This is a genomic window from Acinetobacter sp. SH20PTE14, from assembly GCF_021391555.1.
In the GTDB taxonomy this organism is placed as follows: Bacteria; Pseudomonadota; Gammaproteobacteria; order Pseudomonadales; family Moraxellaceae; genus Acinetobacter; species Acinetobacter amyesii.
The window spans coordinates 63,868-76,098 of sequence record NZ_CP090068.1 but is presented as its reverse complement, the minus strand read 5'-3'; the positions used below and the strand labels follow the sequence as shown (position 1 = coordinate 76,098).

The following is a 12,231-nucleotide window of genomic DNA, read 5'->3' as shown; positions in this document are numbered from 1 at the left end:
GATGGGGTAGCGGGGAATGCACCAATGTTAAAGCTGTTCAGGGACAAACACGATCATCCTCTGGGTGAGGTGTTTAACCGCTACTACTGGCTGCAAATCGGATTCATTGCCCTGTCTGTGGTGATTGGGATTGGCTGTAGTGCCTGGGTAATCAAGGGCTCCCTGCTCAGAACTGCGCTAGAACAGGAAATGTCACACTACTGGCAGCGGCTGGAACGTAATCCGGCTGCTGAACTGCCCGACACCAAAAACCTGTATGGTTACCGCTGGAGCGATCTGCCGCCAGTCCAATTTCGCCACATGCAGCTTGAGCAAGGGGTGAACCGGCATTTTGTCGATGGCAAGGAGCGGATGACCGTGTATGGTGAAAAAGACGGACAGCATGTGCTGCTGGTGTTTGGCGAAAGCAACGTCAACAAGCTGGTCTGGCTGTTTGGTCTGGCACCGCTGATGGTCAGCCTATTCGTACTGTATAGCGTATTGTGGTGGTGGAACCGTCGGGCCCGACGTTATTTTTCCCCGATTACCCGGTTGGCCAATGCGCTGGAACATATCGACTGGGAACATCAGAAAAATCAGGCTTCGCCTTTTCAGGACATCCGCACCGACTCCAATCTGGAAGCTGAATACCTCAAGCAGGCGCTGGAAAAATATCATCAGGTATTAAGCGAATTTATTCAGCGTGAGCGTGAATTTACCGGAGATGTCAGCCATGAGCTGCGCACGCCACTGACCATTTTAAAAGGCAATGTGCAGCTGTGTCAGGCACGCTATGGCGACAACAAGTCCTTTACCCGCCTGCATAACACCATTGAAGACATGCAGCTGCTGGTCGATACCTTGCTGGCTATTGCCCGCAATACCACCAATACTTTAACTGCTGAACCGACCATGCTTTCAGAATGTCTGGACAATCTGGTGCAGGATCTAGAGAGTGTCAGTCATAACAAAGGCATGCAGATTGACCTGCAAAAAGACCTCGATGAACAGCCGCGTAAACTTTATCCATCCATGACCAAAATGGTGTTTGGTAATATTCTGCGCAATGCACTGAACTATTCACAGGGCACAGAAATTGATGTGATTCTGGAAAAAAATAAAGTGCTGATTGCTGACAATGGGGTCGGCATGCCTTTACCTAACAATTCTAAGGTTCAGGAACTGTCTGGCCAGCAGCTACAACTGGAAATCAAAGGGCATGGCATTGGATTGCAATTGGTGCAAAAGCTATGCAAACAGCTAGGTTGGCGTGTGGAGCTGTTTGACAGGCAATATTATATTGTCACCCATCAGAATGTTGACCTGGCAATGACCACTGGACTGATTGTCGTTGTGTACCTAAATTAGGCTTCATCTTCGAAAGCAATCTTTAAACCAATCCCGGATATGGTGTGAATCAGCTTTTGTTCAAAGGGTTTATCGACCATTTTGCGTAAATTATAGATATGACTGCGCAGAGCATCACTTTCTGGCTCTTCGTCACCCCAAAGCTCCATCATAATTTCCTGTTTGGTCAGTACTTTAGGAGAGTGACGCATCAGTAGCTTCAAAAGTTTAAACTGAATTGGAGGCAATTCAATGTTCTGGCCAGCTCGAGTTAGCTGCTGTGTTGCGGGGTCCAAAATTAGGTCATGAATTTGCAGACGACTGTTGGATACTTCACCCAGGGAGCGTTTGATCAGGGCCTTGACCCGAACCACCAGCTCGTTAAAGTCAAAGGGCTTGACCAGATAATCATCCGTGCCGGAATTGAAGCCTTTGAGTTTATCATCCAAGGTATCCCGAGCGGTAAGCATCAAGACAGGTAAGTCCAACCCCTCTTCATTGCGTAACCACTCGCACAATTCATAACCAGAACCATCAGGCAAATTAATGTCTAGTAGCAAGATATGGTAGCGTTGCTGTTTCAGTAATTGTCTAGCAGCACTCAGATGGCGGGCATGATCGACCACAAAGCCATGTTCTTCCAGAAACTCGCATAGGGTAGAGGCCAGTTCATAATGGTCTTCAACCATCAGGATAAAATGTTTCGACATAGCGGCAGATACTAATTTAATAATTGCTGTTTTAATTTAGCACTAAATGGCTGGGGACCCAGCCATATATTAAAATATTGTTGTGCCAGAGGATGTTTAAGCTGCCCTAAACTTTGCTGGTTCAAAGATAAGCTCAGGGTCTGTGTAGCATGATTGTATTTTAAACGGTACAGGTCGCCTGATCTGACCGGACGATACAAATCAGTGATTGGGTTGAATAGAGCATGTATTTTTGCGTCTTTAACATTACGTTTCAGTAAATGTGTGGCCGCACGTTTAAATGCCCATTCCGGAATATTCTGGGTATAGGAAAAGTCCATCTGTATATTTTGTTTTTCCCAGGACTGGCTACAGTTTTGTGCAAAATAACTGGCCATACCGACCTGTTTTTGACCCACCATCAGCGGACCATTGCCGCATTGATTCAGGCTTTGTGCCTGTGCCCATGGACAGAAGCTACATCCCATCACTAACGCTGTACTAATCGCTATTTTTTGAAAGGCAGTAGCCATGAGTAGACTCCTCCAACATAAGGCAGGGAACGGTACAGGCCATTCGCAGGGTCCCAGAAATCCTGCTGGAAAATAATCTTGTTGTTTTCGTTAATCTTGATTTCACTGATACCGTAAGAGTCCATACTGCGGGTCGTGCCGAACATTTTAAAATCATAGATCATATGCCAGTGCACGTAGGCAGAGTCCTGATAATAAGAAGCGTTTAACAGCTTGACGCTGACCTTGCTGACCCGTTTGTTCATGCCTTGAAAGTGCTCGAGTAGATTTTGACGGGATGAAAATTGCGATAGGGTATCGTTAATAAACAGCTGGTCGGCATACAGCGATCCGGCTCTTTCCACAAATTCTGGTGTGCCCAAGGTATTAAAAGCTGAGGTAAAGCGGAGGCCGATATCCTGAGCTTTAGCCTGATCCAGCGCTATCCCCTGAATACCGTTTCTGGATTGGGCGTAATCGGCTGAATAACTGGGAATACTTTTACATCCGGCTAACAACAGAAGCGGCAAGGATAAGGCTGTAGCAATTAGTGTTTTTACAAGTCTCATCATCAGTGTCCGTATGAAGTGTATGTTTATACCTTAGGCAGCAAAGCGTGAACAGAATGTGAAATAGACGTTATAGATGAGCAATTGAATAGAATTTTTCAAATCAAAGATTAAATGTTTAACTTTTTTCTTCGGCCATTAACCAATCAATGATATTCATAACATCACGATTTTCGTTATTTTTTCTGACCATTGCATAAAAATTATAGTCACAATAGATAAAACCAAAAGGGGCAATGATCTTTCCATTTAACATTTCTTTTTCTACTAGAATTTGAGGTGCTATGGCAATTCCTAACCCAGACACGGCACCCTCTATCATTAAATTCAGACTATCAAAATAACGGTCATTGGATTTTGGGGAAAAGCTTATTTGAAACTGATCAAACCATGTATGCCATGCACTTTTATTTGAGTGGGTATGAAGTAATGGATAGTTTAAAAGATCATTTACGGAATGAAGAAGATTTATTTCACGATTACAAATAGGACCCATGTTATCGGGAAATAACAGATATTTATTCAAAAAGTTGGGAAGTAGATGATGCTCACTGACGCTATTGATAAATATATCAACTTTCTCTTTTTCTAACAATTTTAAGTCATTACATGTCATTAATTTGATATGGATATTGGGATAAATGACTTCGAGCTTTTCTAATCGAGGAATCAGCCAATTTGCCATAAAACTATGAGAAGCGCCTATTACAACCTCTACTTCTGAAGTTTTATTTGTTAACTCAAAGACGCATTGTTCTAAACGATTAAAAAGCTGCGTACAAACTAGCGATAATTCTTCGGCATCCGCCGTCAGAGAGATGGTCGAGGAATGTCGAATAAACAATTTTTTATCCAACCATTCTTCTAACTGCTTTATTTGATGGCTAATCGCACTATGGGTTACACACAATTCTTCCGCAGCTAAACTGAAACTTTTATTTCTAGCGACAGCCTCGAATGCTTTTAAAGCATTAAGGGGAGGTAATGTTCTGCGTTTCATGTTGTAAAATTCTCTAACACCATAAGCTCAAAATATATCAATTATCATAAAAATGAAAATATTTTAAGATCAAACAAGTTTTGATAGTAAAAGAGATATGAGATGACAACCCCTTATACAGGTAATGGTCCTGATGACTTGGGATTTTTTGGTCAATTTGGCGGATGTTACATACCAGAGATCTTAATGCCAGCACTTCAAGAATTAGAACAAGCCTTTAATACTGTTCGGCACAAACCTGAATTTTGGGCTGAATATCATCAGATTTTAACGGACTTTGTTGGTCGTCCTAGTCCTCTTTTTTATGCAAAAAACCTAACAGCTTATGCAGGCGGCGCTCGAATATATTTCAAGCGAGAAGATTTGAACCATACGGGTGCGCATAAGATCAATAATTGTGTAGGGCAAATCTTATTAGCCAAATTTATGGGCAAAACCAGAATCATTGCAGAAACGGGTGCTGGGCAACATGGTGTTGCAACAGCAACGGTTTGCGCGCTGTTTAAGATGAAATGTACCATTTTTATGGGAGAAACAGATATTCAACGGCAACAAATGAATGTTGAACGTATGAAATTACTCGGTGCTGAAGTCAGAAGTGTTCAAAAAGGGCGTGGGACTTTAAAAGATGCCATGAATGAAGCATTACGTGACTGGATTCGTCATGTGGATACAACCTATTACCTATTGGGTACGGGTGCAGGCCCTCATCCATATCCCACCATGGTCAGAGAATTTCAGAAAATTATTGGTTTAGAAGCCAGAAACCAAATACTCCTGAAAGAAAATAAACTTCCTGATGCTCTAGTTGCTTGCGTTGGTGGAGGATCAAATGCATTAGGGTTGATGCATCCTTTTCTAGAAGACCTGAATGTCAAAATGTTTGGCGTTGAAGCGGGTGGAAAAGGAACAAATAGCGGTGAACATGCCGCCTCTATTTGCAAGGGTCAAGTCGGTGTGCTGCATGGCAATTTAACTTATTTATTACAAGATTCAGATGGGCAGATTTTAGAGGGGCACTCTATATCAGCTGGCTTAGATTATCCTGGTGTCGGTCCTGAGCATGGTCTTCTGTTTGAAACAAGACGTGTTACATATACGGCGATCACCGATCAAGAAGCGGTAAATGCCTTTAAGCTTTTAAGTCAACAGGAGGGTATTATTCCTGCTCTTGAGAGTTCTCATGCGATTGCATATGCGATTCAACTTGCTCAAGAAATGCAGCCAGAACAGATCATTATTGTCAATTTAAGTGGCAGAGGAGACAAAGACTTAAACACGGTCAAAAAATATCTTGCAGGAGCTACAGCATGAACCGTCTAGATCAAAAATTAGAGCAATTGAAACTGGAAAATCGAAGCGGTCTGGTCTGTTATTTTACTGCTGGAGATCCTAATTTTACAGAAAGTTGTCGTCTGTTAAGCCAATTGGGTCAAGCAGGGGCTGACATTATTGAAGTGGGTATTCCATTTTCTGATCCAGTGGCAGATGGAGAGATCATTCAGGCAGCGCATCTTCGGGCTTTAGATGCAGGTCAAACGGTAAAACAGACCATTGAGTTGGTAAAAGTAATCAGGCTGCATGATGACCAGACACCAATAATTTTCATGACTTATTTAAATCCGATTATGCAATATGGTTTTGAGACACTTATCGCTGAAACAGAAAATCTTATAGATGGAATATTGATTTTAGATGCTCCATATGGATATCGAGAAAAATTTGAGGTGCAATTAAATGAAAAAAATATGCATTTAATTGCAATGACCGCGCCGACGACCCCAGTTGAAAGGTTAGAGCAAATTTCAGCGCGCGCGACAGGTTTTTTATATCATGTTGCAGAAAATGGCTTAACAGGAGGAGACTTCAATATATCTAATCTTGAGAAAAAGATAACTGAAATTAAGCCAATTTTTAATATTCCAGTTGCAATTGGCTTTGGGATCAAAAATGAAAGCCATGTTAAAGCACTAGCCAATAAAGTAGATCTTATTATCATTGGCTCAGCGCTTGTCGATACTTTTTTTAATAAGGGAATGAATGCTACTTTAGAAAAAGTGACGGTTTTTGCACAGATACTGAGACAAAATAAAGAATAGTCAGGCAGCTTTCATAAATCTTCTTTAAAACCATAATTGAATATAAAACAATATTTTATCTTGTCCTTCTCCCGAAAGGGAGATGGAACTTTATACGTGGATATTTTTCTAAAAGTGATCGCTTTTTAAAAATCACTATTATCATATAGATGTGACATGCGTTTTTGCTTTGTTTCAAGATAAGCTTTGTTAAAGATATTTAAACCAACTTTTAAAGGAATACGTTCAACAACATTAATTCCTAAATCAGTTAAAGATTTAATTTTAAGGGGATTATTTGTAATGAGTTTTACATTCTTTATTTTTAAATAATCTAACATAATGGTACACATATCATATTTACGAGCATCTGCTGGTAAATTTAATAATAAATTGGCGTCAAGAGTATCATGTCCTTGGTCTTGAAGGGCGTAAGCTCGAATTTTATTGGTTAGTCCTATGCCGCGACCTTCTTGGCGCAAGTATAAGATCACACCTTGACCTGCATCATAAATCATTTTCATGGTTGAATGTAATTGGGGACCACAATCACATTTGAGTGATCCAAAAGCGTCACCTGTTAAGCACTCTGAATGAATTCTAACGAGTACAGGTTGATTAGAAATAGTACCCATGCCTTTGGCAAGAGCAATATGTTCTTCACCAGTACTTTGGTCTTGAAATGCTATAATTTCAAAATCGCCAAATGCAGTAGGTAACTTTGATTTGGAAACAAATTCTATAGCCATTTAATTATACCCCTGTATTTTAAGAATTTAGAAACTTTCAACTATTACTTTCCACCTAAAATAGTTCTCAGATAGTGAAATTTATGTGAAAACACAAGATTTTTTAGTGTCTGAAGTAAATTTCAATAAAAAAAGCAATAAGTTACATCTAATTTTAGCTTTGGAATTATGTAAGAACTAAAAACAAAAAACTCAAAATTAATACTTAAAAATACTACATAGTCGTATAGAATAAATTACTACAAGGTAGTATAAATACAAGTAATGTATACAATATGTGAAACCCCATTATTTACTAAATACTGTCTTGTTTATTGGACTCAGGAAGAATTCAAAACATTCTTGGCATTAAATCCTGAAGCAGGAGATGTAGAGCCTAATTCAGGTGGCATTCGTAAAATTAGATGGACGAGCGGTGGGAGAGGTAAAAGTAGTGGTGTCAGAGTCATTTACTTTAATCGTTTAACAAATGGAGAGATTTGGTTATTAACCCTGTATAGTAAAAAGCAAACGGTACAGCTTAGTAAAAAAACTCTTCAAGCATTGGTGGAGAAATTAAATGACTCGTTTAATGACTGAAAAAGAACTCGAAGCTTTTGAAGCAACCAGAGATATTGAAGCTGAAATCTTGCAAGGTATAGATGATATGTTTGCTAATAATGCAGCTAAAAGAACTATAATTACTGAGACCGATGTAGCATTAGCTCGTAGAAAGGCTCAACTGACACAAGAGCAATTTGCCAAACTTCTGGGTGTTTCGAGACGTACACTCGAATCTTGGGAACAAGGTACTAGAAGACCTTCAGGAGCAGCAACATCGCTTATTCGATTATTTATTGTTGATCCACAATTTGTAAAAGAAAGCCTGGCTTGATTTATATAGCTCTTGATTGAGGGCTATTGGCCTATTGATTCTAGCCAAAATAATGGACAGTACTTCCCTCTAAAGATAACGTAACGTTAACTTTGGAGATCCAAGAAATGGCTATCTTACGCAGCAATGCTGCTCAAGTCCTGAATTTAAACAGCAAGCGATTGATTATGCACTATTGAGATTTATTACAATCGAAGCAGAAGACATTCTGCAAACGGCTGGTTAAGCCCAGAAGCCTTTGAACAGAAATATTTCAAGAATTTAGAGGGATTTGTTGTCCACGATACTGTCTAGGATCAGCTTGGATTAGTGACATATTCAGCTCCTACAAAATTCAATAGTAGCTGAAGATCGACTTAATGCGACAGAACCGAAATATTACCTCAAATAATTAAGGTTCGGTTACTAAGTCTGTAAAACAAACCCATTGCAGAATAGTGTTTAACTATCACTGATTTTTGTTGCTTAATACAGATTTTAACAGTGGTTACTTTTTTGGTTACTACAATGTAGAATATCAAAAAAATATTTATAAAAAACATATATATAAATATTTATGTGATGCGTAATATACGCATCATATAATAATGCTTATTTTTGATATAATTAAGATAATGGGGATCATTATGCTGGTTTATAAAAATTTATGAGTCTTACGGAAACACAAGTACGAAAGTCATATCCAAAAGAAAAAATTTACTTTTTAGCTGATGATGATGGTTTAAGCTTAAAAGTCGATCCTAATGGAAAAAAGTCTTGGAGTTATCGATATTCAGTTGCAGAAACGGGTAAAAGACCACGAGTCACTCTAGGTACATATCCTGAGATGAATCTCAAAGAGGCTAGAGTGGCCAGAGACTCCTATAAGGCAACTAAATTTTCTACACAAAATTTAGTTCAGGAGAAAATTCAAACTTTTAAAGTTGTTTGTGAAGAATGGTTAGAGTTTAAAACAAATAATTCATTTAAAGATCAACCACGTGGTGGTGTAATCCAATTGGCGAATGCATGTTTAATAAATGACATTTATCCCGTTATTGGTGATATAGATTTTAGTAAAATTAAAAGAACTGATTTAGTTAAGGTAATTAAGCAGATTGAAAATAGGGGAGTTAAGGAACCTGTAAAAAAAGCGTATAGCTATTTAAATCAAATCTATGATTTTGCAGTTGCAATGGGATACTGTGATTATAATCAAGCTTATGGTCTAAATAAAATATTATTGAAAGGGAAATTAAAGAAAAATTATCCCTATTTAAAAGATGAAGAAATTTCTAATTTTATTCTTAGAATAACTCAACTAAATACAGATCCGATTATAAAAAAAGCAATCCTATTTAAATTATATACTGGAGTCAGGGGGGCAGAGTTATTGTCTGCAGAACCTCATCATTTTGATTTTGATAATAATCTTTGGAAAATACCTGCTTTACATATCAAGCAATATCGTCGAAAAGTGATAGCAGGTTATGATATTCCTGATTTTTTAGTTCCATTATCATCGCAAGCGGTGAGCATTGTTAGATCTGCACTAGAGTGGTCACAAGGCGATCGTTATGTTTTTGCCAGCCCAAAAATTAAAGATAAGCCATTGCATTTTAACACAATAAATTCAGCCATTCGTAAGATGGGATACAAAAAAAATGAGCTATCCTCACACGGTTTAAGATCAACATTCAGTACTATTTTAAATGATTCTGGCTTATTTCAAGATAGTTGGATTGAGGCTCAGCTTTCACATGTAGATAAGAATAAAACACGTGCTAGTTATAACCATGCAGATTATATTCAACAAAGAGCTGATATGATGCAGTGGTGGGGTGACTATTTAGAAAATAAATCAAAATCTAGTTTATAGGTAATTTAAATTAAACTATTTTGATTTAATAATAAATTTTAAACCAAATGCATTTAACAACTTATTTATAGAATCTAATGTTGGATTACTATCAGGTTGCTCCATTTTCTGTAAAGTCTGTGGTGCAATTTTAGTAATTTTACTCATTTCATTTAATGTTAAATGTAGTTCTTTTCTAATGTATGATGCAATCTGGTAAATTTGCCACTCAGGATTGTTATTTATATTTTCTAAGACTTGTAAGCGTTTATTCATTTGCTCGATTGCCGTCATAGGCTTATAACGTTTATCCATTAGAAAGCTCCTGAATCTGTTGGCATATATTCAATATACGATGATGACTATTTTGTAGAATCTCATCATCTATATTTATTTTTTTCATTTCATCGAGCAAATTTTCATACAGTGGCAATTGTTGAATTATTGTATGTTTAATTTCAGTTGAATCTATTCCTGTACATTCTTCTATTTGCGTTATGACAGATCCCCATATAGGCATTCCTCCATGGTCATCTTTTTCCCAACGTGTAGTACGTGCAATTCCGTCAGGATGAAGCCACATTGGTGCAAAATCGAAGAGGGGGGTTAATTGAATTGTGCCGTCATTTAAACGTTGAATTGCGGTATTACGGGTATGATTATCTTTATTTCCTAATGCAACATTAGCGATATCTCGTTTCAAATATTCAAAAATTTCAGCTTTTGGTGATGAGCAACATTCCATGATCAATGTACAGATTTGATTATGTGTCATTTTAACGCCGAAGCCAGCTTTATCACTTAAAGAGGCTAGGCTTTCTTGTGCAACTCTTTCGACTTTACCATTGATAATTTGGCGATCAAAACGTGGAATAAATAGCGTTCTCTGGTGAAGTTCCAAGTCCTTGAACACTCTTAGACCTAAATACCGAGCTATTTTCATGTAAATTGCTTCATGTAACAGTATTTTTTCCAGTTTTTGATCATTTCCACGACTAAATTTAACTAGCCAATGCTTTGCTGCTAGTTCATCTGGAAGACTGTGATCTAAATAAAACAGACTATCATATCCTTGTGTTAGTAATAGTTTAGGCCATTCACCTTGAACACCTGAAGAACCAGCAACAAATAAGCCATATGATGCAAGTGACTCAATGAAATCTTCTTTCCTTTCAATTATTTCGCTTAGGCTAAATCCACGAGGTTTCACTGTCGGAAAATGATCTTGAAGCCAGTCATAAGCTTCTTTAATTCGTAGATTACCAATAGGATTACCTGCCCCAGATTTCAGTAGGGGCCAATCAGCTTGTTCTTCTGCATTAATTGAAAAACCCAGCTGATTTAAAAGCTCCTTTCGCCCATAACCTTGAGGTAGCAAGTCCATGAGAAATGCTGGCCATTGGTTTTCTAAGTTGTTTTGTACATTGACTGGAAATTGGAATGATAGAGCATGACCATCTCTCAAATCCATATGTTCAATAGCATATTCAAATAAGTATGATGTTCGTGTAGATGCTCTCCAGCCCTGCTCTTGATTAGCAATTAATTCAACGATAGCGCAATCTTGCCATTCGTTATTTTGAAAAATTTGAAGTGTGCAATATTGATTCATATATGTATTAAAATAAAAAATTAGTATCTATTTTCGGCTATAGTTATTTATTATAGTAGATATATATTGAATTTCCTACTCTGATTTAGAATCATTTAATTTGCACTATAAGCAATCATTTTAAACGTCATAACTTGTCGTATTGCTAAATTACTAACTTCTTTATGCAATTTTTTTGATTAAATATTCAAAAGGAGAAAATAAATGGAATAACTTAATCCATCTGATCTAAAAGCGATTCTACATTCAAAAAGAGCAATTCTGTATTATTTAGAACATACCCGTGTCATGCAGGAAGATGGGCGTGTCTTATATCTGACTGAAGCTAAGAAAAGTTAGACAAATTGTTGTACAACAAGATAAATCTGTTGATGACGCACTGGACATAGCATTTAAAGAAATATATTAAACTTATTAAACCTAACTTAATCTAATTAGACTTTGTTGCACAAACCTACCTCTAAGGGCTTATTCAGTAATATAATACTCATAAGCTCACACCAAAAAATCTATCGTACATCCAATTGTCCACCTACAATAAAGCCTTGATCAATCGAGGAAATATATCAATTTGGTTTGATTCAGCGACCCAATGGTTGCTCCGTCCATTGATAAACACGGGTGAAATCAAACCTATTCTGATGCAGCAATCCAATGCTGCTTAATGATTAAATTCCTATTTCGTCTGTCTTTACGCATGGTCACTGGCTCTGTTCAAAGCCTGATTAAACTATGCGGTCTAGATTGGACAGCACCAGATTACACTACACTTTGTAGAAACCTGAGTTTGATGAAATCCACTTAGCCTTTTAACATATTTTGGAAAGTTGGCTTATCTATATATTCATGGCATCGGGGTAGAGAGCGATCTTAAAATTGCAGAACAACATTTGCAAAAAGCGGCTTTACAAGGACATCATGAGGCGTTAGCACAATTGGAAAATATTCACGCTTTTTTAAATGTAACTTAATAGTATTGGGTTTG

Annotated in this window: 13 protein-coding genes and 2 pseudogenes; 8 read left to right on the top strand and 7 right to left on the bottom strand. The window is 37.7% G+C overall.

What is annotated here, in order from left to right:
• Positions 1-24 precede the first annotated feature (24 nt).
• Complete coding sequence (locus LXF01_RS16870) at positions 25-1,347, top strand: sensor histidine kinase (RefSeq protein ID WP_442781376.1); 1,323 nt, start codon at positions 25-27, stop codon at positions 1,345-1,347.
• On the opposite strand, the gene LXF01_RS16865 is transcribed toward LXF01_RS16870, so the two are convergent.
• The 4 genes from LXF01_RS16865 to LXF01_RS16850 all read right to left on the bottom strand — a co-directional run bounded on the left by LXF01_RS16865 (position 1,344) and on the right by LXF01_RS16850 (position 4,096).
• Positions 1,344-2,036, bottom strand: coding sequence for a response regulator transcription factor (locus LXF01_RS16865; protein WP_233945571.1), 693 nt, complete (start codon positions 2,034-2,036; stop codon positions 1,344-1,346). The genes LXF01_RS16870 and LXF01_RS16865 overlap by 4 nt on opposite strands.
• 11 nt (positions 2,037-2,047) lie before the next feature.
• Positions 2,048-2,548 (bottom strand): chalcone isomerase family protein, encoded by a 501-nt coding sequence (locus tag LXF01_RS16860; RefSeq protein ID WP_005177287.1) that lies wholly within the window; start codon positions 2,546-2,548, stop codon positions 2,048-2,050.
• On the bottom strand, positions 2,524-3,096 hold the full coding sequence (locus LXF01_RS16855; protein WP_171263815.1) for a nuclear transport factor 2 family protein: 573 nt from the start codon (positions 3,094-3,096) through the stop codon (positions 2,524-2,526). Before LXF01_RS16855 ends, LXF01_RS16860 begins: the two co-directional genes overlap by 25 nt.
• 118 nt (positions 3,097-3,214) lie before the next feature.
• Positions 3,215-4,096, bottom strand: a complete 882-nt coding sequence (locus LXF01_RS16850; protein WP_233945570.1) for a LysR family transcriptional regulator — start codon at positions 4,094-4,096, stop codon at positions 3,215-3,217.
• 102 nt (positions 4,097-4,198) lie between these two features.
• Here LXF01_RS16850 and trpB point away from each other — a divergent pair, with 102 nt between their 5' ends.
• Positions 4,199-5,410: a tryptophan synthase subunit beta gene (gene trpB / locus LXF01_RS16845; protein ID WP_233945569.1), complete on the top strand. Its 1,212-nt coding sequence runs from the start codon at positions 4,199-4,201 to the stop codon at positions 5,408-5,410.
• Entirely contained in the window at positions 5,407-6,195 is a 789-nt protein-coding gene (gene trpA, locus LXF01_RS16840) for a tryptophan synthase subunit alpha (protein ID WP_180106937.1), read from the top strand. Before trpB ends, trpA begins: the two co-directional genes overlap by 4 nt.
• A 125-nt stretch (positions 6,196-6,320) precedes the next feature.
• Here the strand turns inward: trpA and ribA are convergent, their stop codons facing one another.
• Complete coding sequence (gene ribA / locus LXF01_RS16835) at positions 6,321-6,923, bottom strand: GTP cyclohydrolase II (RefSeq protein WP_233945568.1); 603 nt, start codon at positions 6,921-6,923, stop codon at positions 6,321-6,323.
• A 264-nt stretch (positions 6,924-7,187) separates the two neighbouring features.
• On the opposite strand from ribA, the gene LXF01_RS16830 reads away from it, so the two are divergent.
• The 4 genes and pseudogenes from LXF01_RS16830 to LXF01_RS16815 all read left to right on the top strand — a co-directional run bounded on the left by LXF01_RS16830 (position 7,188) and on the right by LXF01_RS16815 (position 9,655).
• Entirely contained in the window at positions 7,188-7,502 is a 315-nt protein-coding gene (locus LXF01_RS16830) for a transcriptional regulator (RefSeq protein WP_180024880.1), read from the top strand.
• The gene (locus LXF01_RS16825; RefSeq protein ID WP_233945567.1) at positions 7,483-7,797 is read left to right on the top strand and encodes a helix-turn-helix domain-containing protein; all 315 of its coding nucleotides are present in this window, start codon (positions 7,483-7,485) and stop codon (positions 7,795-7,797) included. The genes LXF01_RS16830 and LXF01_RS16825 overlap by 20 nt, the downstream gene beginning before the upstream one ends.
• A 174-nt stretch (positions 7,798-7,971) precedes the next feature.
• Positions 7,972-8,091: pseudogene (locus LXF01_RS16820) on the top strand (IS3 family transposase); the annotation flags it as partial.
• A gap of 352 nt (positions 8,092-8,443) precedes the next feature.
• Positions 8,444-9,655 (top strand): tyrosine-type recombinase/integrase, encoded by a 1,212-nt coding sequence (locus LXF01_RS16815; protein ID WP_180102702.1) that lies wholly within the window; start codon positions 8,444-8,446, stop codon positions 9,653-9,655.
• Between the two features lie 15 nt (positions 9,656-9,670).
• On the opposite strand, the gene LXF01_RS16810 is transcribed toward LXF01_RS16815, so the two are convergent.
• Positions 9,671-9,949: a helix-turn-helix domain-containing protein gene (locus tag LXF01_RS16810; RefSeq protein WP_004871362.1), complete on the bottom strand. Its 279-nt coding sequence runs from the start codon at positions 9,947-9,949 to the stop codon at positions 9,671-9,673.
• Positions 9,942-11,246, bottom strand: coding sequence for a type II toxin-antitoxin system HipA family toxin (locus LXF01_RS16805; protein ID WP_233945566.1), 1,305 nt, complete (start codon positions 11,244-11,246; stop codon positions 9,942-9,944). The genes LXF01_RS16810 and LXF01_RS16805 overlap by 8 nt, the downstream gene beginning before the upstream one ends.
• Before the next feature lie 489 nt (positions 11,247-11,735).
• Here LXF01_RS16805 and LXF01_RS16800 point away from each other — a divergent pair.
• Positions 11,736-12,024: pseudogene (locus tag LXF01_RS16800) on the top strand (transposase); the annotation flags it as partial.
• Positions 12,025-12,231 lie beyond the last annotated feature (207 nt).